The sequence below is a fragment of the Brevibacillus sedimenti genome (assembly GCF_020923495.1).
Lineage (GTDB): Bacteria > Bacillota > Bacilli > Brevibacillales > Brevibacillaceae > Brevibacillus > Brevibacillus aydinogluensis.
The window spans coordinates 629,081-652,191 of sequence record NZ_CP064048.1 but is presented as its reverse complement, the minus strand read 5'-3'; the positions used below and the strand labels follow the sequence as shown (position 1 = coordinate 652,191).

20 protein-coding genes are annotated in these 23,111 nt (G+C 56.2%); 17 read left to right on the top strand and 3 right to left on the bottom strand.

The genetic code is table 11. The features are described from left to right. Nucleotides 1-72: 72 nt before the first annotated feature. Nucleotides 73-1,461: a sensor histidine kinase gene (locus IRT44_RS03135; protein WP_212132817.1), complete on the bottom strand. Its 1,389-nt coding sequence runs from the start codon at nucleotides 1,459-1,461 to the stop codon at nucleotides 73-75. After that, complete coding sequence (locus tag IRT44_RS03130) at nucleotides 1,454-2,122, bottom strand: response regulator transcription factor (protein WP_171566300.1); 669 nt, start codon at nucleotides 2,120-2,122, stop codon at nucleotides 1,454-1,456. The genes IRT44_RS03135 and IRT44_RS03130 overlap by 8 nt, the downstream gene beginning before the upstream one ends. 199 nt (nucleotides 2,123-2,321) lie before the next feature. Between IRT44_RS03130 and IRT44_RS03125 the strand changes: the two genes are divergently transcribed. The 13 genes from IRT44_RS03125 (at nucleotide 2,322) to IRT44_RS03065 (ending at nucleotide 18,219) form a co-directional block, all read left to right on the top strand. Further along, nucleotides 2,322-3,893 (top strand): efflux RND transporter periplasmic adaptor subunit, encoded by a 1,572-nt coding sequence (locus tag IRT44_RS03125; protein ID WP_230077437.1) that lies wholly within the window; start codon nucleotides 2,322-2,324, stop codon nucleotides 3,891-3,893. 1 nt (nucleotide 3,894) lies between these two features. Beyond that, nucleotides 3,895-4,617, top strand: coding sequence for an ABC transporter ATP-binding protein (locus IRT44_RS03120; protein ID WP_171566299.1), 723 nt, complete (start codon nucleotides 3,895-3,897; stop codon nucleotides 4,615-4,617). After that, the gene (locus tag IRT44_RS03115) at nucleotides 4,614-5,831 is read left to right on the top strand and encodes an ABC transporter permease (RefSeq protein ID WP_230077436.1); all 1,218 of its coding nucleotides are present in this window, start codon (nucleotides 4,614-4,616) and stop codon (nucleotides 5,829-5,831) included. The genes IRT44_RS03120 and IRT44_RS03115 overlap by 4 nt, the downstream gene beginning before the upstream one ends. Before the next feature lie 454 nt (nucleotides 5,832-6,285). Then, nucleotides 6,286-6,522: a hypothetical protein gene (locus IRT44_RS03110; RefSeq protein WP_171566297.1), complete on the top strand. Its 237-nt coding sequence runs from the start codon at nucleotides 6,286-6,288 to the stop codon at nucleotides 6,520-6,522. Nucleotides 6,523-6,558: 36 nt separating this feature from the next. After that, nucleotides 6,559-6,840: a heterocycloanthracin/sonorensin family bacteriocin gene (locus IRT44_RS03105; RefSeq protein WP_171566296.1), complete on the top strand. Its 282-nt coding sequence runs from the start codon at nucleotides 6,559-6,561 to the stop codon at nucleotides 6,838-6,840. 264 nt (nucleotides 6,841-7,104) lie between these two features. Continuing rightward, nucleotides 7,105-9,063, top strand: coding sequence for a putative thiazole-containing bacteriocin maturation protein (locus tag IRT44_RS03100; protein WP_230077435.1), 1,959 nt, complete (start codon nucleotides 7,105-7,107; stop codon nucleotides 9,061-9,063). Continuing rightward, nucleotides 9,060-11,003, top strand: coding sequence for a TOMM precursor leader peptide-binding protein (locus IRT44_RS03095; protein WP_171566294.1), 1,944 nt, complete (start codon nucleotides 9,060-9,062; stop codon nucleotides 11,001-11,003). The genes IRT44_RS03100 and IRT44_RS03095 overlap by 4 nt, the downstream gene beginning before the upstream one ends. A 21-nt stretch (nucleotides 11,004-11,024) precedes the next feature. Further along, nucleotides 11,025-12,602 (top strand): SagB family peptide dehydrogenase, encoded by a 1,578-nt coding sequence (locus IRT44_RS03090; protein WP_230077434.1) that lies wholly within the window; start codon nucleotides 11,025-11,027, stop codon nucleotides 12,600-12,602. Between the two features lie 606 nt (nucleotides 12,603-13,208). After that, nucleotides 13,209-14,162: an ABC transporter permease gene (locus tag IRT44_RS03085; protein WP_230077433.1), complete on the top strand. Its 954-nt coding sequence runs from the start codon at nucleotides 13,209-13,211 to the stop codon at nucleotides 14,160-14,162. After that, nucleotides 14,152-15,102 carry an iron chelate uptake ABC transporter family permease subunit gene (locus IRT44_RS03080; RefSeq protein ID WP_171566291.1) on the top strand — a complete coding sequence of 317 codons (951 nt, stop codon included), beginning with the start codon at nucleotides 14,152-14,154 and terminating at the stop codon, nucleotides 15,100-15,102. Before IRT44_RS03085 ends, IRT44_RS03080 begins: the two co-directional genes overlap by 11 nt. Then, on the top strand, nucleotides 15,096-15,854 hold the full coding sequence (locus IRT44_RS03075) for an iron ABC transporter ATP-binding protein (protein ID WP_230077432.1): 759 nt from the start codon (nucleotides 15,096-15,098) through the stop codon (nucleotides 15,852-15,854). Before IRT44_RS03080 ends, IRT44_RS03075 begins: the two co-directional genes overlap by 7 nt. A gap of 187 nt (nucleotides 15,855-16,041) precedes the next feature. After that, entirely contained in the window at nucleotides 16,042-16,968 is a 927-nt protein-coding gene (locus tag IRT44_RS03070) for a siderophore ABC transporter substrate-binding protein (RefSeq protein ID WP_171566345.1), read from the top strand. Between the two features lie 240 nt (nucleotides 16,969-17,208). Further along, a complete protein-coding gene (locus IRT44_RS03065) occupies nucleotides 17,209-18,219 on the top strand; it encodes an LLM class flavin-dependent oxidoreductase (protein ID WP_230077431.1) in 1,011 nt (336 codons plus the stop codon). Between the two features lie 121 nt (nucleotides 18,220-18,340). Here IRT44_RS03065 and IRT44_RS03060 read toward each other — a convergent pair whose 3' ends face one another. Beyond that, nucleotides 18,341-18,886 (bottom strand): GbsR/MarR family transcriptional regulator, encoded by a 546-nt coding sequence (locus tag IRT44_RS03060; protein WP_171566288.1) that lies wholly within the window; start codon nucleotides 18,884-18,886, stop codon nucleotides 18,341-18,343. Between the two features lie 252 nt (nucleotides 18,887-19,138). On the opposite strand from IRT44_RS03060, the gene proV reads away from it, so the two are divergent. The 4 genes from proV to IRT44_RS03040 all read left to right on the top strand — a co-directional run bounded on the left by proV (nucleotide 19,139) and on the right by IRT44_RS03040 (nucleotide 23,109). Then, on the top strand, nucleotides 19,139-20,368 hold the full coding sequence (gene proV / locus IRT44_RS03055) for a glycine betaine/L-proline ABC transporter ATP-binding protein ProV (RefSeq protein WP_230077430.1): 1,230 nt from the start codon (nucleotides 19,139-19,141) through the stop codon (nucleotides 20,366-20,368). Then, complete coding sequence (locus IRT44_RS03050) at nucleotides 20,361-21,209, top strand: ABC transporter permease (RefSeq protein WP_230077429.1); 849 nt, start codon at nucleotides 20,361-20,363, stop codon at nucleotides 21,207-21,209. The genes proV and IRT44_RS03050 overlap by 8 nt, the downstream gene beginning before the upstream one ends. A gap of 3 nt (nucleotides 21,210-21,212) precedes the next feature. Then, nucleotides 21,213-22,112: a glycine betaine ABC transporter substrate-binding protein gene (locus IRT44_RS03045; protein WP_171566285.1), complete on the top strand. Its 900-nt coding sequence runs from the start codon at nucleotides 21,213-21,215 to the stop codon at nucleotides 22,110-22,112. Nucleotides 22,113-22,254: 142 nt separating this feature from the next. After that, nucleotides 22,255-23,109, top strand: a complete 855-nt coding sequence (locus IRT44_RS03040; RefSeq protein ID WP_230077428.1) for an SDR family oxidoreductase — start codon at nucleotides 22,255-22,257, stop codon at nucleotides 23,107-23,109. Nucleotides 23,110-23,111: the final 2 nt, after the last annotated feature.

Here is a 23,111-nt window from a genome sequence, read left to right as displayed (position 1 = left end):
TCCATCAGCCTGTGCTGCGTGTGTCAGCAAGGTGATGGACCCTTGTTTGTTGTTTGTGTATGCACACAGCCGTTACGTTTTGGGGGAATGCAGCGGGAGTTTGACGGTGAAGCTGCTGCCGAGTCCGGGGCTGCTCGTCACGGTGATCGTGCCGTGATGGGCTTCCACAATCCATTTGGCGATGGCCAGCCCCAGTCCTGTGCCGCCCATTTGTTTCGAGCGGTTTTTGTCGACCCGGTAAAACCGGTCAAAAATGCGGTCCTGCTCCTCTGGCGGGATGCCGATGCCGGTGTCGCGGACGGTGAGGCACATGGACGGGGGATTCGCCGTGTTGTCAACGGAGAGAGTGACCGTAATGTCTCCGCCGCTGGGAGTGTACTTGATGGCGTTATCCAGCAGGATGTACAGCAGTTGTTTGATCCGTTCATGATCACCGTACACCATCACCGTCGCTGGCGCATCCAGTCTCAGGGAGATCTTTTTCGAGGCAGCCACCGTTTGGGTGGAGCGGATCATCTGTTGGACAGCAGGGACCACGTCAGCGTACTCGCACTGCAGATCGGGGGGGCCGGAGTCGGAACGGGCCAACGTCAGCAAGTCACTCACCAGTTTGGTCATCCGTCTGACTTCATCTTTCATGTTGTCCAGAACGGTTCGTCCAACAGCGGAAAGCTGCTCGCCCTCTTCCATTTCCAATACATCCAGCGAAGACTGCAAGATGCTGAGCGGAGTCCTCAGCTCGTGCGAAGCGTCGGCGACAAACTCCCGCTGACGCTGAAAGGAACGACGAATCGGGATCATCGCCCGCTTGGACATGAAATGGCTGAGGAGGAGCGCAATCCCCAAAAACAAAATGCCCAGGACCGTCAATACGGTGAGCAGCCGTTTGAGCAAATGGTTGATAAACGAAATGTCGATACCCGTGTAGAGGATTCCCTTCATCTGTACGCCCTGAAAAATGGGGCGGCCCGTCATCATCAGTTCCAGCCGTCCGTCCGTCGGCGGCATCGGCTTGCCTCGCCGGGGCGGAGGCGGAACCGTCACGGTGCCGTGCCGGACTTCGTTGGCGGCAGGAATCCATCCCCGGACAAGCTCCAGGATCTGTGACTTGGCCCGCGGGATGAATTCATCGCCAAACAAAAGCTGTCCGTTTGCGTCCACCACATAGTAAAAGAATTGATTCCGGCTTTCCCGCATCCGGTTGAGGTTGTCGTACTCTTCCTGACTCAGCACGTCGTCTCGCAGCGCCTCTTCGATCAGCTTGACTTCCTGTTCGGTGATCATCTGCAGCTGTCTCTTTTGTTCATACGCAATCCCGATGTCGACGAGGACGTAAACGATACCAATAAACAGAGTGAGAAAGACCATGAGCAAAATGCTGTATTGGACGGTCATCCGGTTTTGCGTATGTACAAACAGATCCTTTTTCCAAAAACGGCAGCGCGAGAACCAGTCAGTCATCAAGTTTGTATCCCACCCCGCGAATGGATTGAATCATCTCCGTCTCGCCGTTGAGCTTCTTCCTGAGCAACTTGATGGTGGCGTCTATCGTTTTCATGGACACGTCGGAATTCAAGCCCCAGATGCGCTCGAAAATCACCTCTCGCGACAATACCTGTCCCTTGTTGCGTATGAGCAGTTCCAGCAGCTGGTATTCCCGCGGCGTCAGGTGAATTTCCTTTTCGCCGTCATGGACTGTGCGGTTGGTCAGATTGACGGTGATCGAATGGATCTGCACGATCTGCTCCTGAATCGGGGCAAAATTGCGGCGGGCCAACGCGCGTAAGCGGGCGAGCAGTTCCTCGATTTCAAACGGTTTTACCAGGTAGTCGTCGGCTCCGGAGTCCAGCCCCTCGATGCGATCCTGGAGCGCGTCTCGCGCAGTCAGCATCAGAATGGCGCCGTTGTATCCCTGCTGGCGCAATCGGCTGGCTACGCGCACCCCATCTTCTCCGGGCAGCATCCAGTCCAGAATCAGGATGTCAAAGTGGGCCTGCAGGGCATAGGCGAGGGCATCGTCTCCCTGTGTCACCCATTCAACCTGATAGCCTCCTTTTTTCTTCAGCATGTACGCGATCAATTCACCCAGTCGAATGTCGTCTTCGGCCAGCAAAATATTCAAAAGAGACACTCCTTGCACAAAACATGAAAAGGTGTCTGGTCTCATTCCTCTCTCCATACTACACGCTTTCAATGAAAATTGGGTGAAAAAATGGTTTCGGCATCGATCAGGAAGGCGTTTTCCTTTTCACCGTTTTTTCACCGTTGCTCCCTATAATGAGCGGGTAAGACTTGTCAGATACGTCTAGGGGGAATGCTGCGTGAGTGAGTATGCCAAGAGAAATCTGGCACTGTTCTTGCCCGGCAAAAACAGGCGACGGGTCGTGACGATCGGCTTGGTCGCTGTCCTGTTGGGCGGGGCGGGAACCTTTGCCTACCAGAAATGGGCGTCTTCGCAAAGCCCCGCCTCCGTGATGCGCGTGGAGACCGTCAAGCGGGGAAATGTAACGGAAACGGTCTTTGCATCGGGAACCGTGCAGGCCTCCAAGCGTGTTTCGCTGTCTGCTTCCAGCGGCAATGCAGTCATCAAATCGATCCGTGTGAACGTCGGCGACCGTGTCAAGGCCGGGCAAGTGCTGGCCGAGCTGGACGATTCGGAAGCCCGATTGCAGGTAAAGAATGCGGAAGCCAATCTCCTGTCCGCCAAGGCCCATTTGGCTGAAGCGACAAAGCCCAAGACCGCGGCGGAAATCAACGCGCTGCAGGCGAAGGTGAACCAGGCGAAGGCCGCACTGGACGCGGCCCAAAGCGGTTACGACGCAAAAAAGGCCGATTACGACGTGGAAAAGGCCAAAGCCAATCTGGAGAACGCGCAACGGACCTACAACACGCAAAGCGCGCTGTACACTCAGGGCATCATTTCCAAAAGCGAGTATGAGCAAGCAAAGAGCAGTCTGGATCAGGCGCAGCTGGAGTACAACAGCGCCGTGCTGGCCCGCAGCCAGACACAAGCGAAAGCCAAGAGCGAACTGGAACAGGCGCGGGCGACGTATGAAACGGCGGTGGCCGACCTGCAGGAAGCCAAAGCGGGGCCGGACTCCTCGGCTGTGCAGTCTGCACAAGCCGCAGTAGCACAGGCGGAGGCGCAGTGGCAGCAGCAGGTAAAAAACCTGCAGGACACAACCATCAAAGCGCCCATGGACGGGGTGATTGTGCAGATAAACGGAAATGTGGGGGAAAGCCCGTCCAATCCGTTCATCATCATGGATAATTCGGACGCCGGCAATCTGGAGGTGCTGGCGCACGTCAGCGAAAGCGACATCGGCAAAGTGAAGGCGGGGCTGTCGGCCAGCTTTACCACCTCATCGTATGCCGATCAACCCTTTGCCGGAAAGGTGAAGCTGGTATATCCGGAAGCGACGACCGATTCGGGGGTCACCACGTATCAGGTGCTCCTGTCCGTCGACAACAAGGACGGCCTACTGAAAACCGGCATGACCGTCAACGCGAGCATCGAAGTGGGAACGCACGAAAATGTGCTGTACGTCCCTGCAGCTGCCCTGAAAACCCAGAACGGGAAAGATGGTGTGTACCTCGCATCGGCCAAGGGTGAGGCCGGCGCTGCACAAACAGGAGGCGCAGCAGCAGGCCGGAACGCTGCCCGCTTCCGCTTCCAGCCGGTCACGATCGGTTACTTCAGCTCTGACCGGGTGGAAATCACGTCCGGTCTGCAGGAAGGGGATCAAGTGGTCCTGACCTTTGAGAACACTGCCGCCTCCGGCTCCAGCAGCAGGTCAAACGGCATGGGAGGCTTCCCGGGCTTTGGCGGGATGGGAGGCCCTGGCGGAGGACCCGGCGGAGGATTCGGCGGCGGCATGAGAGGGAATCGTTGAGATGAAACCGGTCATTCAGATGGAAGAGGTAAAGAAGACGTACGTTATCGGTGATCAGGAAATTCAAGCGCTGCGCGGGGTAAACCTGGTGATCGAGGAGGGGGATTTTGCGGCGATCATGGGTCCCTCCGGTTCCGGCAAATCGACGATGATGAATCTGATCGGCTGTCTGGACAAACCTACGTCGGGCGAACTGTACCTGGATGGTCACCCCGTGTCGCAGGCGGATGACGACGAGCTGGCCATCATTCGCAATCAAAAGATCGGCTTTGTGTTTCAACAATTTCATCTGCTCCCCCGTACCAGCGCGGTGGAAAATGTGGAACTGCCCTTGCTGTATGCGGGCGTTCCCGCGAAGGAACGGCGCGAACGAGCCGTGCAGGCGCTGGAAAGCGTGGGATTGGGCAACCGGCTGTACAACAAGCCGAACGAACTGTCAGGCGGGCAGCAGCAGCGGGTGTCGATTGCCCGGGCGCTGGTCAACAATCCCGTGCTGCTTTTGGCTGATGAACCGACAGGCGCGCTGGATACGAAAACGAGCATTGAGATCATGAGCATTTTTCAGCAGCTGCACGAGCAAGGCAAGACCATCGTGCTGGTTACACACGAACCCGACATTGCCGAACATGCCAAGCGGATCATTCGCTTTCGTGACGGACAGATCATCGCAAACGAAGCGGTTGCCCGGCAGAGACGGGCCAACCTTGAGGATGTGAAGGTATGAATTTCGCGGAAAGCCTGCGCGTCTCTTTGCGCAGTATCAAAACAAACCGATTGCGCTCGATGCTGACCATGCTCGGCATCGTGATCGGGGTTGCCGCCGTCATCGCGATGGTGGCCATCGGGGAAGGTGCTTCCGCCGACGTGGCGTCGCAAATCAACGCCTTGGGGAGCAATCTGCTCATCGTGACGCCCGGCCAGACTGCCCGGGGGCAAATCAACCTGGGTGCCGGTTCGTTAAACAGCCTGACGCTGGCAGACAGTGAAGCGCTCACGAAAAACAGTTCCATCGCAGCAGCTTCGCCCAGTGTGACGGGGCGGGCTCAGGTCGTCTGGCGAAACAAAAACTACGCCACCTCGCTCGAAGGCACCAATGAATCATATCCCCAGGTGCGGAACGTACAGGTGCAGCAGGGCCGGTTCTTTAACCGACTGGAAGTGCAGAGACAATCAAATGTAGCAGTAGTGGGTCCGGACGTGATCGCCAATTTGTTCGGCGACAGCAATGCCAGCCCGATCGGACAGACCATCCAGATCAACCGGATTCCGTTTGAAATCATCGGCATTTTGAAAAGTCAGGGCAGTACGGGAATGACCAACAATGACGACAAAGTGATCGTCCCGATTACAACAGCCATGAACCGGCTGACCGGAGGCAGGTTTGTGGGCAGCATTTACGTGTCGGCCGTCTCTGCGGAGGCGCTGCCTCAGGCGCAGTTTGACATTCAGCTGACGCTGAGAGCCCAGCACAACCTGCGGCCAAGCCAGGAAAACGACTTTCAAATCCGGTCGCAATCGGAAATTCTTAGTACAGCTGAAGAGGTGACCAGTGTAATGACCGCCCTGTTGTCCGGCATTGCCGCCATTTCGCTGGTGGTCGGGGGAATCGGGATCATGAACATCATGCTGGTTTCGGTGACGGAGCGCACGCGTGAGATCGGCATCCGCAAAGCGCTCGGAGTAAAACGCTGGGACATTCAACGGCAGTTTTTGATCGAATCCGTGACCATCAGTTTGCTGGGGGGAATCATCGGCATTCTTTTGGGTGTCGGCGCTGCTATCGGCTTGCGGCAGTTTGCCGGCATTGCCACATCAGTCAGTGTGACGCCGATGCTGTACGCGTTCCTCTCTTCCGTGCTTGTCGGCGTGATCTTCGGGGTCTACCCGGCCCGCAAAGCCGCGCGGTTGAAACCGATTGACGCATTGCGTTACGAGTAGCGCGCAGCGGGTATCATCACCCATCGAACAACCGAAAGCCACTCCTATGTATTGGAGTGGCTCAGACTGAAGACAAACCGATTGTACCGCAGGAGAAGCACGTTTCCAGGCAGAGCGACTTGTGAGCCCTACCGAGCGGAGTGGCGATTTGCGGGAGAAAGGAGCGCCACCTCTGAATGGGCTGCGTAGCCATGCGGCTTTGGCGATCCCCCGCAAATCGATGCGGAGCGTACAGTTTGTGCTTCCCTGCTGGGCGAGCACGGAGCGGATGACGGAAACGTGTTCTCCTTGCAATAGTCACCTTGTCTACACACTGAAGCCACTCCTGTGTATTGGAGTGGCTTTCGTGTTAGATAAACGCCCAATTCGATATGGGCAGGCAACCAATCTGGGAAATCGGAATATTGTGCACTGTAGCAGCAATCAGAAAGATGGTGAAAGGGGAAAGGTTTCATTGAGCAGCACACCCGTTGAAAGCCAACATGGCTATATACCTTACGACGCAGCCGTGTACGATCCGCAGTGGTATTATTGGCCGCACCCGTATCAGGTCATGTATTCGCCCTATCTGTCTTACGTGCCGGTTGTCTACCAGGCGCCGTTCTATGACGAATATCTGGACTACGTTGATTATGTTGACCCGTACGCAGGCTACTACGACGTGTACGACGCGTACGGTGACAGCTTTTGACGATGGCCGTTCCTAAATTTCCAGGTCAATTCTTGAATGGAGGTATCACAATTGGACGATTTCAAAAAGGAAATGAGAAACTTGGAAGCGGATGAATTTCATGCGAGCGAAATGGTTCCCTATGAAAATCCGGAATACGAATACGCTCAATTCAACTGCGGGCGATGTGGGGGACGCTGCCGCAACTGTTTTGCCCCGCGCTGCCGCAACTGCTTCTTCCCACGCTGCGCCAATTGCTTTTTCCCGCGCTGCTTCAACTGCTTTGTCCCACGCTGCCACAACTGCTTCTTCCCGCGGTGCGGACGGTGCTGGGGATAGCCCGAATATCGTTTTTATTATTATTGGAAAAAGAGCCGAATCCCTTCACTTGCAAGGGGTTCGGCTTCTTTTTCGGTTGGAAGCGACGGGTTCGGTTGGAAGTGACGGGCCTGTCAGGATTCGTGTCAAGGAAGCGGGCTGTCTAAAGAAGCCCTCCCCACAAAGTAGGCAAGAAGGACAAATAGCGGTACATATGATGAACACGAAATGTCATTGTGGGATGGATGCGCATAGTCAGCACGGCGAACGGGAGGGACCATGGGGATGACAGGTTTGAAGCCTTCGATGCGTCTGAAAGTGAAGGGAGATACGTTTTTTCTTCCCGATCCATCCGGCGGAGTACATGTTCGGAACAACGTCGGCTCGCTTTACATGGAAGGCAGGACGATCCTGCAGTGGATGGAAAAACTGATGCCGGTGTTGAATGGCGAGCATACGCTGGAGGAGTTGACGGACGGACTGCCGGCCCCGCACCGGAACCGGGTGTATGAGATTGCAGAGGTGCTGTACAAAAACGGTTTTGTCCGTGATGTAAGCCGGGATCGGCCGCATCAACTGCCGGAAGGGATACGCAAACGATATGCGGAGCAAATCGAATTTTTGGACAGTTTCGCGGACTCGGGTGCCTACCGCTTTCAGACGTATCGTCAGACCAGGGTGGCTGCGGCGGGCGCCGGCACGTTTTTGCTCTCGCTGGCAGCGGCATTGTTGGAGTCGGGACTGCCCAGGCTGCACGTACTGATCACGGATGAGGCGGTCACCAATCGGCAGCGGTTGGCGGAACTGGCGGAACATGCACGAAAAGAAGACCCTGAGGTATCACTGGAGGCCATTTCGCTGCAAAAAGGGGGAGTCTTCTCCTGGCGGGAGTTTGTCCAGCCGTTTGATGCGATCCTGTACGTGTCAGAAAAGGGGGATGTCGAGGAACTGTGTCTTCTTCAAGACATTTGCAAGCAGGAAAAAAAGGTGTTCCTCCCGGCCTTGTGCATCCATGAGACAGGGATGGCCGGTCCGCTGGTGCATCCGGACAGCGCGGGATGTTGGGAGTCGGCGTGGCGTCGCCTGCACCTGTCGGCAGTGCGCAAAGACCCGAAGCAGCACGCCTTTTCCTCCACCGCGGCAGCCATGCTGGCGAATGTCATGGTGTTCGAATGGTTCAAAACGGCGGCAGGCGTATTCCGGACAGAGCCGCAATTCTTTCTGTTGGACCTGGAGACGTTGGAAGGAAGCTGGCATTCGTTCCTGCCCCATCCGTTGGTGACGGGCTGTAAACCAATCGAGTGGATCAACGTTTCCGATCTGCCGCTTGAACGGGATGCCGGCAGGCGGGATACGGACGGATTGACTCCGGTTTTCAGCCGGCTCACATCGCCGGTAACCGGCATTTTGCACGTGTGGGAACCATTGGATACCCGGCAGATTCCATTGGCACAGTGCGTGGTTCAGGCTGTCGATCCGCTGGCGGAGGGGCCGGATCGCCTGCAGCCGGCAGTGGTTTGTACAGGGTTGACGCATGATGAGGCGCGGCGGGAAGCGGGGCTTGCGGGGATCGAAGCGTACGTGACGAAATTGGCTGATCGGCTGTTGTCGGCGCTCTCCGCCGAGCAGGAGGCCGACAAGATCACGCTCCAACCGGATGAATGTATCGGCATTGGGGCAGGTGAAACAGCAGCAGAAGGCGTAAGCCGGGGACTGCGGAAGTGTTTGACCGAGGCCTTGAGGAGACGATACGCAAGCGAGCAGCCGCGCATCTCTTTGCTGCAGGTGGAAACGGTCGCAGACGAGCCCTGCCGCTATTACTTGCAGGCGTTGACCACAATGCAGGAGGCGCCGCTGATCGGCTTGGGAGAGGACGTCTGCGGGTTCCCCGTGGTGTGGGTCGGCTTGAATGGCCGGTGGTATGGCAGCGTGGGGTTCCACGTGGCGTCAGCTCTGCGGCAGTCGCTGCAGCAGGCGCTGCAAAAGGCGCAGAACCAGGCGGCGCACTCCGGGATGCAGGCGGTGGAGGTTCCCGACGTGCTGCTGGCAGACAAGACGCCGCAAAGCCTGAGCATCCCGGCGTGTGAAGCGGACGATCATGTCATGGTTGTGCAGTCCGCTTTGCAGGTGCTGCGACGAAATAACAAGCGGCTGCTGGTCTGTGATCTGGCGCTGGAGCCGTTTTTGCGCGAAGGATTGGCAGGGGTGTTTGGCGTGCTGGTGCGAGAGGAGGAGTCCCGGTGAGTGCTGGTGTGGTTGTTGTTGGAGAAGGGCTGTTGGCCGCCTTCGTGAGCAGGGCATTGTCCTCTCAATACCGGATTGTTCGTCATGCCGACGTAAAAACCAGCCTGCCGGAATCGGCGGACCTCGTGCTGGTTTTGCACGATACCTGGGAGCCTGCTGTCCATAAGCAGGCTGAGGTGCTGTTTCAACCGGCCGGCATTCCCTGGCTGCGGGGATTTGCCGCATGCGGCGAAGCTGTAATTGGACCGCTGGTGCGCCCGGGGAAGCCGGGTTGCTCCCAGTGTGCGGACCTGCGGCGGATCGTGGCGAGAATAGACCGCAGCCAGATGTGGGAATGGAAACGGGCGCTGGCGGAGCAGGGAGGGATGCCGCGGGACCCGTGGGCGTCGCGGACCGGGATGCTGCAGACAGCTCACCTGCTCATCGCCGAAGCCGAACGGGTGCTGCAGGGCGGGCAGGCCCACCTGGAAGAACACGTCTGTCTGGTCAACCTGAAAACGCTGGAGAGCTCGCGTCACTTTTTTCTGCCCGACCCGCTGTGCCCGGTTTGCGGTGAACTGCCCGACGATTCACCGATGGCGGCGCAGATTTCGCTCGCACCCCGCCCCAAGCTGAGTGCCGACAGGTACCGCTGCCGTTCGCTGGATGAGCTGAAAGACGTTCTGAGCAGGGACTACCTGGATTCCCGGACGGGATTGCTCAACGGAAAACGGAACAACTACGAGGCGCCGTTTGCCGTTGTCAGCGTCAATCTGCCGCTGTTTGTGGGGGACGAATCGACGGCGGGGCGGACGCATTCCTTCGCGGAAAGCGAGTTGTTGGCGATTTTGGAGGGATTGGAGCGGTACTGCGGTTTGGAACCGCGCGGCAAACGGACGGTCGTGTACGACAGCTACCGCAACCTTGCCGATCAAGCGCTCAACCCGCTCACGGTAGGGGTGCACGCCAAGGATCAATACGCACGTCCTGATTTTCCGTACCGGCCGTTTGATCCTGACCGCCCGATCAAATGGGTGTGGGGCTACTCCTGCATGCAGGAGCGTCCGATTCTGGTTCCGGAGCTGTTGGCCTATTACAGCCTGAATTACGGGGACGGCTTCGTCTATGAGACGTCCAACGGATGCGCCTTGGGGGGAAGTCTGGAGGAAGCAATCTTCTACGGCATTTTGGAAGTGGTGGAGCGCGATTCGTTCCTGATGACCTGGTACGCCCAGCTGCCGCTTCCGCGCCTTGACCCCGATTCCCTCGACGATACAGAACTGCAATTGATGATCGAGCGTGCGAAGACGGTGGGAGGCTACGACCTGCATTTTTACAACGCGACGATGGAGAACGGCATACCAAGCGTGTGGGTGCTGGCCAAAAACAGAAAACAAACAGGAGTGAATCTCATCTGTGCGGCCGGAGCTCATCCGGACCCGGTCCGGGCGGTGAAAGGGGCGGTCCACGAACTGGCTGACATGATGGGTACAATTGACGGCAAATTTGCGGCGTTTCGGGAGAAGTATGAGCGAATGATGGACGATCCGTTTCTGGTGCAGGAGATGGAAGACCACTCCATGCTGTACGGGTTGCCGCAAGCGGAGAAGCGCCTGGCTTTTCTGCTGAATGAAGACCGCCCGCTGCACACGTTTGACGAATCATTTCCGCAGCAGAAGAAGTCGGCCGACCTGACCGATGACTTGAAGGATATGCTCCAGGCATTTCGGCGCGTAAACCTCGATGTCATCGTGGTGGACCAGACCACACCGGAGATGCGGCGAAACAGCCTGTACTGCGTAAAAGTGCTGATTCCGGGGATGCTGCCGATGACGTTCGGGTATCACCTGACCCGCCTGGAAGGGTTGGACCGGGTGCTGCGTGTCCCCATGGAGCTGGGATATGTCAGGCAGCCGTTGACACCGGATCAGCTCAATCCCCATCCGCATCCGTTTCCATAATCCCGGACGGGAGGAAGTCTTATGCGTCTGGATTCATTTTTGCACCACCTGCACGGTAACATTGACAGGCTTGAGCCGCCGGACTGGGAGGTGGATTGGAGCGACGCGCCCCTCGGGTATAAACTTTACCGCGGCCTGCCTGTCGTCCCGCTTTCGGCGGAAGTGCCGCTGACGCTGATAGGACGGGAGGTGACCGGAACGCCTGCGCTGTCCGACATCGGCCATTTTCTCTGGTATGTGTACGGGCTGACCAAGGTCAGCCAATGGGACTATCCCGGGGATGGAATGGGATGCGAAGGCGGCGTGATGCATGCGTTCCGGCGCTTTGTTCCTTCCGGCGGGGCACTGTATCCCAACGAATTGTACCTGTATTTGCGAATCATGGAACTGCCGACAGGGGTCTACCATTACGATGCTGCACATCACCGCCTGGTGCTGCTGCGGGAAGGCAATTTTGACTCCTATGTCGCCAGGGCTCTCGGCAATCGCTGTGACGTGTCGGCGTGCTTCGGCACGGTGTTTGTCTCGACGGTGTTTTGGAAAAATTTTTTTAAATACCATAACTTTTCCTACCGGCTGCAGGGGTTGGATGCCGGAGTGCTGATCGGGCAGATGCTGGAGGTGGCGAAACGATTTGGCTTTTCGGCCGGAGTGTACTTCCAGTTTCTTGACAGGGCCATTAACCATTTGCTCGGACTGTCCGAACAGGACGAGAGCGTATATGCGGTCATTCCGCTGTCAGTGGAACCGGGGATGACCTGGTTTTCTGACAGGGGGAGTGATGAGGTGATCACGGCCAGTGAATTGTGCCGGGAGTTGATGCCTGTTGCGCATGAGCACTACGTCCGATCGCAGCGGGTCCGCCCGTATCCGATGCTGGTCAGGATGAACGAAGCCTCCCTGCTGGAATCGACACGGGCGTTTGTGCAGATAGAGGGTGAGAGGCAGGAGTCCGTAAAGGGGCGGGCGGTGTTCCTGCCCGAGGCAGAGCGGTTGGTCTATGACCTGGCAGCAGCGTGCAGAGGGCGGCATTCGCCGGGGATCGACTTCGTGCTGGGCCGGGTAAGCCAGGAGCAGCTGGCCGCAATGCTGCGGGAGGCAATTGCTTCCTTCGCCTACCGAAATGATTTGGACGGCAGCAGCGCGAATCCTCACCCTCGCATCTCGCTCTATCTCTGTCTGCATCGTGTGGAAGGAATCCCGGACGGTGCCTACCGCTATGACAGCGGTGCGCATGCCTTGCAGCTGGAACGTCCCGGCGATCATCGGCTGTCGCTCCAACAGGCCATGACGCTGGACAACGTCAATCTGCTGCAAACCCCGCTATGCCTGCATCTGGCGGGGGAGCGGGATCACCTCAAAACGGCACTGGGCTACAGGGGATACCGCATTCAACAGATGGAAGCGGGCATGCTCGTGCAGCATGTGCTGTTGGCGGCAACAGCCCTCGGAATGGCGGGGCATCCGCTGCTTGGATACGATGCGGATGTGTGCGACGGGATTTATGGCATCGCCTCACGCGGCCAAACCTGCCTGATCCAGCTCCCGGTAGGTCCCTGCCGCCCTGCCGCCCGTCTGGAGGGGAGCTTGCACAGCTAGCCGCACCGATGACGGCATTCCGCGAAAAAAGACACCTGTGACCGGGTGTTTCAGACTGAAGACAAACGGTTCATTGAATAAGCGTCCATAAGAAAATGATTTCCAGGCCGGAAGGCCTGCATATTGATCAACCGAAGGTGGAGATAAAGTTCGGGCATGGAGTGATGGGCCAAGCGAGCTCCTTTGACGACCGACTCAGCATAAAAACGAAGACGCGGGGATCAACAGGGGACACAAGTCTCACTTCATCGAAACACCCAGATGTTTGTCCCCTGCCCGCGTCTCGTTTTGGAGCGGACTTCATCCGCTTCTGTGCTGGGCGTCAAGCGAGCGAGCGGGCCCGATCTCCCATGCGCCGCGACCTTTGTCTACACGCTGAGACACCTGTGACCGGGTGTCTTTTTTCATGGGAAAACGTGATATGAAATATTGGGACATACAACTCATTGATACGGCGCTTTTTTCCAAAAACGCTGTTGACAGATACCCGGAACGTGTTAGAATAGTACCTGTCATGAGAATGATAATTAATATCATTATTGGTGCCAGTGGCTTTTATCCGCGAGAAAACATCCCGAGTCGATCAGGGAAGAGTAAGGAAGCGACATGAAAAAGAGATATCTGTTTACTGCGCTTATCGCACTATCGGTTACATCCATTTTCATCGGCGTCAAGGACATCTCCCCGCTGGATCTGTTCGGCCTTCGTGAAGACCAGGCGCAGATCTTGTTGGTCAGCAGACTGCCTCGACTGATCAGCATTATCATGGCGGGCGCGAGTATGAGCATCTGCGGATTGATCATGCAGCAGCTCAGCCGCAACAAGTTTGTCTCCCCGACGACGGCGGGAACGCTGGACTCGGCCAGGCTGGGTGTGTTGGTATCCTTGCTGCTCTTTACGAGCGCAAGTCCTCTGCAAAAGATGATTGTTGCGTTTGCATTTGCGCTAATCGGAACATTCGTGTTTATGAAAATTCTTGATCGAATCAAGATGAAAGACTCCATTTTTATCCCGCTTGTGGGGCTGATGTTTGGCAACATCATTACGTCCATTTCTACCTTTTTTGCGTACAAATACGACCTGATTCAAAACATATCGTCTTGGCTCCAAGGGGATTTCTCAATGATTATGAAAGGCAGATATGAACTGCTGTACATAAGCATTCCGCTGCTCATCCTCGCGTACCTGTACGCCAACAAGTTTACCGTGGCAGGGATGGGAGAGGAATTTTCCAAAAACCTGGGGCTGAACTACAAGCAAGTGGTGAATGTCGGGTTAATCATCGTCGCTCTGGTGACGTCGTCCGTGGTATTGACGGTGGGAACGATTCCGTTCCTGGGGTTGATTATCCCAAACATCGTCAGCCTCTACTTGGGCGATCATCTGAAGAAAAGCCTTGCTCACACGGCTTTGCTGGGTGCAGTCTTCGTCCTGTTTTGCGACATACTCGGCCGGATCATTATTTATCCGTACGAGATTTCCATCAGTCTTACCGTTGGGGTCATCGGAAGCGGCATTTTTGCGTACTTGTTGATGAGGAGACAGGCACATGGGGGATAAAGCAAAAGTCGGCGCTCTGGCCGCGGTTTGTGTGATACTGGTCGGCGTATTTCTCTTTATTAAACTCGGCGGCAATTGGGACTACGTCCTGCCGAAACGGCTGGGAAAGGTTCTGGCGATTCTTTTGACGGGCGGCGCCATAGCCCTGGCGACGACCGTGTTTCAGACCGTTACGAACAACCGAATCCTGACCCCCAGCATTTTGGGTTTGGATTCGCTGTACATGCTCATCCAGACGGTCATCATTTTTCTGTTTGGCTCGAAGACCCTGACGATGATGAATCACAATGTAAACTTTCTCCTTTCCGTAGGGGTCATGATTCTGTTCTCGGGCGTGCTGTACCACGTGCTGTTTAAGCGGGAGAATCAACACATCTACTACTTGCTGTTGATCGGGTTGATCTTCGGCACCATGTTCCAGAGCATGACCACGTTCATGCAGGTGCTCATTGATCCCAATGAGTTTCTCGTCGTCCAGGACAGGATGTTCGCCAGCTTTGCCAACGTCAATACGAAGATCCTCGTCCTCGCCTGTATCGCTGTCGTGCTCGTGCTGTTCTATTTTGCGCGGTTTGTCAAATACCTGGATGTCCTGTCCCTGGGAAGAGAGCAGGCGATTAACCTGGGCGTCGAGTACGATTACGTGGTCAAACGGCTGCTCATCGTCGTCGCGGTGCTGATCTCCGTCTCCACCGCACTGGTGGGACCGATCACGTTCCTGGGGCTGCTCGTGGTCAACGTGACCTATGAGTTCTTGAAGACCTATCGTCACAAATACCTGCTGGTGGGTTCGGCACTTATCAGCATCATCGCCTTGGTCGGTGGACAATTGGTTGTGGAGCGGGTCTTTTCTTTTTCCACGCCATTGAGTGTGATTATCAATTTCGTTGGCGGCGTCTATTTTCTATATCTGCTGGTAAGGGAGAATAAGGCATGGTAGATGTGAGAAACGTCTCGAAACGGTACGGTTCGAAAAACGTGGTGGAAAATGTATCGGTCACCATCGAAAAAGGGAAGATCACGTCGTTTATCGGCCCGAACGGGGCAGGCAAGAGCACGCTGCTGTCCATGATCAGCCGGCTGATTTCCAAGGATCAGGGAGAGATATACATCGACGGCCAGGAAATTGGTCAGTGGAAAAGCGGCGAACTGGCCAAGAAAATCTCAATCCTCAAGCAGTCCAATCACATCAGTCTGCGGTTGACGATACGGGAACTGGTCTCCTTTGGACGCTTTCCCTATTCGCAGGGCAGACTTTCCGAGGAGGATTGGCGCTATGTTGATGAAGCCATCCGCTATATGGAACTGGAGGAGATCCAGCACAAATACCTGGACCAATTGAGCAGCGGGCAGCGGCAGCGGGCCTATATCGCCATGGTCATCGCCCAGAACACGGAATACATTCTCCTCGACGAGCCGCTCAACAATCTGGATATGAAGCATTCCGTCCAGATCATGAAGACCCTGAGGAAAATGGTGGACGAACTGGGCAAGACCATCGTGATCGTCATTCATGACATCAACTTTGCTTCGTGCTATTCCGACTATATCGTCGCGCTCAAGGACGGCAAAGTCATCAAGGAAGGCAGCACGAACCAGATTATTCAGCCTGACGTCTTGCGCAGCATCTATGACATGGATATTCAGATCAAGGAGATCGATCAAAACAAGATCTGTGTCTATTACGCATGAGTTACATCCCTAACGGTTTCAATTATTTGATGGTTTGACCGACGCGGGCAAAGGGTCCCCGCCTGCACATCTCCGGTGATACACATCCGCAGGGCCTGCGCCCGTGAAGTCCAGCCATCAAATTATTGAATATACACAAACAATCATAGAGGTGAGCAGAGTGACCAAGAAACTGTCTGTAATTCTCATGTCGTTACTGGCAGCCGTCCTTGTGGCTGCATGCGGATCGAACAACTCCGGTCAGCCAGCGGGGGCAGGATCGGGCGCGGCACAAAGCGCAGAACTGACGATCAAGCACGAGCTGGGCGAAACAACCGTCAAGAAAAATCCTCAGAAAGTGGTTGTCTTCGACTACGGTACGTTGGATTCGCTGGACAAACTGGGCATTGAGGTGGCGGCTCTCCCCAAAACCAATCTTCCGCCGTACCTTTCCAAATACAACGATGAGAAGTACGTCAATGCGGGCAGCCTGAAAGAACCGGACTTCGAAAAAATTAGCGAAGTGCAGCCCGATCTGATTATCATTTCCGCCCGCCAAGCCAACCTGTATGAAGAGTTTAAAAAGATTGCCCCGACCATCTACCTGGGGATAGACACGAAGCGGTACATGGAGTCTTTTGCAGAGAATGCCAAGACGATTGGAAACATCTTTGACAAACAGGCTGTTGTGGAAGAAGAACTGAAAAAACTGGATGAATCCGTCAAGAAGCTGCATGAAAAAGCAGCGGCCAGCAACAAGAATGCGCTGATCATCCTGGCCAACGACGGAAAAGTAAGTGCCTACGGACCGGGTTCCCGTTTCGGCTTGATTCACGACGAGTTTGGCTTCAGGCCGGTGGACACGAACATCGAGGACTCTACGCACGGGCAAAGCATTTCCTTTGAATACATCGTGGAGAAAAATCCCGATTACCTCTTTGTGGTGGACAGAGGGGCGGCCGTAGGCGGCCAGTCTTCGGCGAAACAAGTGGTCGAAAACGAACTGGTCAAAAACACGAAAGCCTATAAAGAAGGAAATGTGGTCTATCTCGACCCGAACTACTGGTACCTGTCCGGCGGCGGACTGATTTCTGTCGCGGAGATGGTGAAAGAGGTAGAAGCCGGTCTGAAATAGTCGTTGCGGGGATCGGCGAAGGCTGTGAACCGAGGAACATCATTATAAATATATGTATCGAGCCCCTACTTGTTTTCGCGTAATGGCGGACAGGCAGGGTTTTTTCGTTACTGCCGCAGCACGGGCGGGGAGAAGCGCCAGCTCTTTTGCCTTGCGACGCCCAAACTGCACTCGGGTACACTTGGTTTATTGCCTGTCGGAGGAAAAACGTGAAATCATAAGGGAGAGGTGAGAAGCAAGATGATTCGCTTGAGCGTACTGGACCAATCCCCGATTGCCCAGGGCAGCACGGCCCCGGAGGCGCTGTCCCAGACCGTCCGCCTGGCCCGTGAACTGGACCGCCTGGGCTTTCATCGCTTTTGGGTATCGGAACATCACCATACGCTGGGGTTGGCCGGGTCCAGCCCGGAAGTCCTGGTGGCCCATCTGGCGGCGGTCACCACAAACATGCGGATAGGTACTGGCGGCGTCATGCTGCCCCACTACAGCGCGTACAAGGTGGCGGAAACGTTTCGCGTGCTGGAAGGACTGCACCCCAACCGGATCGACCTGGGAGTAGGCCGGGCACCTGGCGGCATGCCGCTCGCCACAAGAGCACTGCAGGAGGGAAAAGTAGCGGGCATCGACCGATACCCAGAGCAGTTGGATGATCTGATCGGCTATTTGTACGACACGATTGACGAGAACCACAAGTTTCCGGGGCTGCGGGCAACGCCCATCGTCCCCACCGTGCCCCAGTTGTGGCTGCTCGGCTCCAGCGGGGAGAGCGCCAGACTGGCCGCCGAGCGGGGAGCATCGTTTGCCTTTGCCCAGTTTATCAACGGGGAAGGCGGCGAAGAGGCCATGCGGTGGTACCAGAAACATTTTCAGCCGTCCCTCGTAAACGATCGACCGCAGTCGATGGTGGCGATCTTTGTCATCTGTGCCGAGACTGAGGAAGCAGCGAATCGAATTGCTTCCAGTCTCGACCTGTCCCTCTTGCTGCTGGAAAAAGGGGGCGGCAGTCAGGGCACCCCTTCCGTCGAGGCGGCGCTTCGTTATCCCTATACGGATTATGACCGCTACCGGATTCAGGAAAACCGCAAGCGCATGATCGTGGGCACCAAGGAACAGGTGAAGGAACGAATCCTGCAGATGAGCGAGCGATACAATACAACGGAGTTTATGGTGGCCACCATTACACACGATTTTGAGGCTAAGCTGAAGTCGTATCAACTGCTGGCAGAGGCATTTGACTTGTTGCCTCGGTAGGAGCGGCTGCCGCACGCAAGCACGTATGAATCGCCACGCAAGGGCACAATGAAAGCACCCGTATTGCTGCCAGATCGCAGCAGCGCGGGTGCTTTTGTGCGATAAGCGGCTGAGGACATGCCTAGCTCATCGGTTTCTTTGGCACAAACTGGAATATCTCGTGTGTTTCAAACGAGTCGATCAAGCGGGAAAGCCAGTCGTAGTATTCCAAACCGTTCTCAATGCGTTGAATGCTTGTTTGCACGCGTTCTCTCAGCTCATCCGACAGGTCTTCGCTTTGGAGAAGGGCGTGCAGCTCCTGGAGTGATTTTTTCATCGCATGCACGTTGTATTCGGCCGCGCTTCTCCAACGGAGCGAGAACAAGTCAATGAAATTCTGGTACCAATCGAGGTTTACCTCGTAGTGATCCTTTCGTGCTCCTTTTTTCCAAATTTTTTCTACCATTTTTAATTCCATCAAGGTGCGCACACCGGTGCTCATGCTCGTCTTGCTCATGCCCATCGCTTTGCCCATTTCATCAAGCGTCATCGGCTTGTCTTGAAACAGCAGGGTTCCGTACAGCAACCCCGTGGACATGGTGATTCCGTACAGATCCATGTTTTTGGCGAGAGCTTCGATTACCCGTTCTTGAGCCCGTTGAAGGATTTCTTCATGTTTGGCATCCATAGCAAACAAAGCAGCTCCTCTATCCATTTTACCTGATTCGAATTGTACTAGGGAAACGACTAGAAGTAAATGACCACATCATACAGTATATACGAGATATTCTTAGTATATAGTAAAAAAAGTACGTAAAGTTTTTTCTGAACGCTATATAGTCCCAAATATCGCGGATTACCAAATTTGTGGCAGCCAACCTCGCTTCGCTACAATGAGGGGGAGCGATTGCGTCCGTACAAAAACGTTGGAGGTGACGTTATGCCGAAAATCAAGGTGGAAAATCTCACGAAAATCTTTGGACGTCAGCCTCATCGCGCGTTTGACTACCTGAAGCGGGGATGGTCCAAGCAGGACATCTTGAAGGAGACAGGCTTGACCGTGGGGGTCAATCAGGTCAGCTTTGAGGTGGAGGCGGGCGAGATTTTTGTCATCATGGGTCTGTCCGGCAGCGGTAAATCGACCCTGGTGCGCCTGATTAACCGGCTGATCGAACCGACGGCCGGCAGCATCCTGATCGATGGGGAAGACATCGTCCGGATGAACGCCGAACAGCTTCAGCAGGTCCGGCGGAAAAAGCTGGGCATGGTCTTTCAGAAATTTGCGCTGTTTCCCCACCGAACGGTGCTGGAAAACGTGGAATTTGGTTTGGAAGTGCAGAATATTCCCAAAAAAGAGCGGGAAGAGAAGGCGAAAAACGCCTTGGCGCTGGTCGGCCTCAGCGGCTGGGAAAACAGCTTTCCCGATCAGTTGAGCGGCGGGATGCAGCAGCGGGTCGGGCTGGCGAGAGCGCTGGCCAACGATCCGGACGTCCTCTTGATGGACGAAGCCTTTAGCGCCCTGGACCCGCTGATCCGCAAAGACATGCAGGATGAACTGCTGGAACTGCAGACGACCATGCAGAAAACGATCCTGTTTATTACCCACGATCTGGACGAAGCCTTGAAAATCGGGGATCGGATCGCGTTGATGAAAGATGGAGCGATCGTCCAGATCGGCACGCCGGAAGAGATTCTGACCAATCCGGCCAACGAGTACGTGGAGAAGTTCGTGGAAGACGTGGACCGCTCCAAAGTGCTGGCAGCGGAACACGTGATGAAGCGGGCGGAAACCATCACCCTGGACAAGGGGCCGCGGGTCGCCCTGCAGCTGATGAAAGACCGGGGCGTCTCCAGCCTGTACGTGGTGGACAAAAAGAAACGGCTGATCGGTGTGATCAAGGCGGACGCGGTCAATGCCGCCTCGCGGGAAGCGAAGACATTGGAAGACGTGATGGAACGCGAGGTGCCGACCGTCTCGGCCCATACGCTGTTAAACGAAATGTTCGACCTGGTGGCGTTTTCCGACGTCCCTGTAGCCGTCGTCGGCGAGCAGAACCGCCTGCTGGGTGTCGTCGTGAAAGGGGCGGTATTGGGTGGACTAGCCGGCAAGGTTAACCGGATAACGCCGTCCGATACAGAAGCAGAAAGGCAGGTGGTAGAGGGTGAGTGAGCTGTTTCCGAAACTGCCGCTCGATCGCTGGGTGGAGCGGCTGGTCCAGTATCTGGATGAGCATTTCGGCCTGGTTTTTGACGTGATTTCGGCCATCATTGGCAGCACGGTGGATCTGTTTGCACTGATCTTTACCAGTCTGCCCGACTGGCTGTTGATTCTCGTTTTCACACTGTTGGCCTACATGGTCGGACGGTTGCGCGTCGCCCTGTTTACGCTGATTGGCCTGCTGTTGATCGCCAATCTGGGGTATTGGGAACATTCGATGGAAACGCTGGCGCTGGTGCTTACCGCCGGGTTGATTTCGATCGTGATCGGCGTGCCCGCCGGCATCTTGTGCGCCCGCAAAGATTCGGTGCGCAACGTGGTCACGCCGCTGCTCGACTTCATGCAGACAATGCCGGCCTTTGTCTACTTGATTCCGGCCATCTTTTTCTTCGGTCTTGGCAAGGTGCCGGGTGTGATCGCGTCTGTAATCTTTGCGATGCCGCCGACGATTCGCCTGACCAATCTGGGTATTCGCCAGGTGCCGGGGGAATTGATCGAAGCCTCGGACGCATTTGGCGCCACCTCCTGGCAAAAGCTATTCAAGGTGCAGCTTCCGCTGGCCAAGACGACGATCATGGCGGGCGTCAACCAGAGCATCATGCTGGCGCTGTCCATGGTCGTGATCGCATCCATGATCGGTGCCAAGGGGCTGGGAGCCGATGTCTACCGGGCAGTCACCCAAATCAATATCGGCACCGGGTTTGAAGCGGGGCTGGCAATCGTGATTATGGCCATTTTGCTGGATCGCATCACCCAAAACATGGGGAAAAAGAAAAACCTGCGGGAGGGATAAATAATGAAAAAACGTTGGGTCAAAGGTTTGGCGGTTCTCCTCGGAATCAGCATGCTGATGGTCGGTTGTTCCTCGAAGGAGCAGACGCCGCAGGACGCCGGCGGAGGCAGTGTCGGCCAGCAGGTGGGGTACAAGATCATCGGGATCGACCCCGGTGCCGGCCTGATGAAAGCGACGGAAAAGGCCGTCGGGGAGTACGAACTGAAGGACTGGGAGCTGGTGGAAGGCTCCAGCGCGGCGATGACGGCAGCGCTCAGCGAGGCGATCAAAAACAAAAAGCCGATCATCGTGACCGGCTGGACTCCGCACTGGATGTTTTCCAAATTTGACCTGAAGTATCTGGAAGACCCCAAAGGGGTGTACGGGAAAGAAGAGCAGATTCATACGATCGTCCGCAAGGGGCTGAAGGAAGCGCACCCGAGCGCGTATGCGTTCCTGGACAACTTCACCTGGACGCCGAGCGATATGGAAAAGGTGATGCTGGCCATCTCCGAGGGCAAAAACCCGGAGGAAGCGGCAGCTGAATGGGTAAACAACAACCAGGAACTCGTCAATAAATGGGTGCAGGGCATCAAGCCGGGCAACGGCGAAACCATCACCCTGGCCTACGTCGCCTGGGATTCCGAAATCGCCAGCACCCACGTGGTGAAAAAGGTGCTGGAAGAGAAGCTGAACTACAAGGTAGAGCTGAACCAGGTGGAAGCAGGCCCGATGTGGGCCGGCGTGGCCAACGGCGACGTGGACGGCATGGTGGCGGCCTGGCTGCCGACGACGCATGCGGATTACTACGAGAAATTGGGCAAGGACGTCGAAGACCTCGGCCCCAATCTCAACGGCACGAGGATCGGTCTGGTGGTGCCGAGCTACATGGACATCACCTCGATCGAGGACCTGAAGAAGTAAGAAAGCAAACGGGACGCTCGCGCACACGCGGCGTCCTTTTTTGTCCTGGTTCATGCGAGCTGCGTGAGATATGATGAGAGAAACCAGATGATTGTGCAGTGGCTGGCCTGTTGGGCGGCACTTGCACAAAGGAGGAACGGTCATGACGATAGAGCGGGAAACACGAGCGGTCGCTCTGGTTACGGGAGCCTCCAGCGGATTTGGCCTGCACACGAGCGTTGGCTTGGCGCAGGCGGGGTATCGCGTCGTCGCCACGATGCGCAGTCCGGAAAAGCGGGATGCCCTGCTGCATACGGCCGAGGCAGCCGGCGTGCGGGAGAGCATCGACGTGCGGCGGATGGATGTCACCGACCATGCGGGTATTCGCCAAACCCTCGAAAAGATCGCCGCGGACTACGGCCGGATTGACGTGCTGGTCAACAATGCCGGATTTGCTGCCGGAGGAGTCGTCGAGGAAGTGGACGATCACACGTGGCGTGCGCAGATGGAGACCAACTTCTTCGGGACAGTCGCCGTCACCCGGGCCGTCCTGCCGCACATGAGAAGACAGCGGCGGGGGACAATCATCAACATCAGCAGCGTCAGCGGGAGGATCGCGTTCCCGGGGTTCGCCCCCTACGCCGCTACCAAGTTTGCCGTCGAGGGGTTTACCGAAGCGCTGCGACTTGAGGTCCTGCCGTTTGGCATCCACGCTGTTCTAATCGAACCGGGAGCGTACAAGACAGAGATTTGGCGCAAAGGATTTGCGACCATCCCCGCGCGAAAGGACTCCCCTTATCAGCCCATGCTGGAGGCCGTCCTGCGCATGGCCAGAAAGACGGCAGATACGGCGCCGCCCCCGCAGGAAGTGGCGGCGGCGGTGGTGAGAGCGGCGCTCGCTCCCGCGCCTCGTCTGCGTTATCCCGTGGGACGGGGGACAGCGGCGATGAATCTGTTCAGAAGCCTGCTGCCCTGGAAATGGTACGAGCGGATTGTGTTGTGGGCGCTCCGTCGGTGAGC

Bases quoted from the DNA above. Each gene is read 5' to 3' on its own strand.
- IRT44_RS03065 (WP_230077431.1), top strand. From the start codon at position 17,209: ATGATTCGCTTGAGCGTACTGGACCAATCCCCGATTGCCCAGGGCAGC.
- IRT44_RS03075 (WP_230077432.1), top strand. From the start codon at position 15,096: ATGGTAGATGTGAGAAACGTCTCGAAACGGTACGGTTCGAAAAACGTG.
- IRT44_RS03085 (WP_230077433.1), top strand. From the start codon at position 13,209: ATGAAAAAGAGATATCTGTTTACTGCGCTTATCGCACTATCGGTTACA.
- IRT44_RS03135 (WP_212132817.1), bottom strand. From the start codon at position 1,461: ATGACTGACTGGTTCTCGCGCTGCCGTTTTTGGAAAAAGGATCTGTTT.
- IRT44_RS03080 (WP_171566291.1), top strand. From the start codon at position 14,152: ATGGGGGATAAAGCAAAAGTCGGCGCTCTGGCCGCGGTTTGTGTGATA.
- IRT44_RS03060 (WP_171566288.1), bottom strand. From the start codon at position 18,886: ATGGATGCCAAACATGAAGAAATCCTTCAACGGGCTCAAGAACGGGTA.
- IRT44_RS03120 (WP_171566299.1), top strand. From the start codon at position 3,895: ATGAAACCGGTCATTCAGATGGAAGAGGTAAAGAAGACGTACGTTATC.
- IRT44_RS03115 (WP_230077436.1), top strand. From the start codon at position 4,614: ATGAATTTCGCGGAAAGCCTGCGCGTCTCTTTGCGCAGTATCAAAACA.
- IRT44_RS03100 (WP_230077435.1), top strand. From the start codon at position 7,105: ATGACAGGTTTGAAGCCTTCGATGCGTCTGAAAGTGAAGGGAGATACG.
- IRT44_RS03105 (WP_171566296.1), top strand. From the start codon at position 6,559: ATGGAGGTATCACAATTGGACGATTTCAAAAAGGAAATGAGAAACTTG.
- proV (WP_230077430.1), top strand. From the start codon at position 19,139: ATGCCGAAAATCAAGGTGGAAAATCTCACGAAAATCTTTGGACGTCAG.
- IRT44_RS03090 (WP_230077434.1), top strand. From the start codon at position 11,025: ATGCGTCTGGATTCATTTTTGCACCACCTGCACGGTAACATTGACAGG.
- IRT44_RS03040 (WP_230077428.1), top strand. From the start codon at position 22,255: ATGACGATAGAGCGGGAAACACGAGCGGTCGCTCTGGTTACGGGAGCC.
- IRT44_RS03045 (WP_171566285.1), top strand. From the start codon at position 21,213: ATGAAAAAACGTTGGGTCAAAGGTTTGGCGGTTCTCCTCGGAATCAGC.
- IRT44_RS03070 (WP_171566345.1), top strand. From the start codon at position 16,042: ATGTCGTTACTGGCAGCCGTCCTTGTGGCTGCATGCGGATCGAACAAC.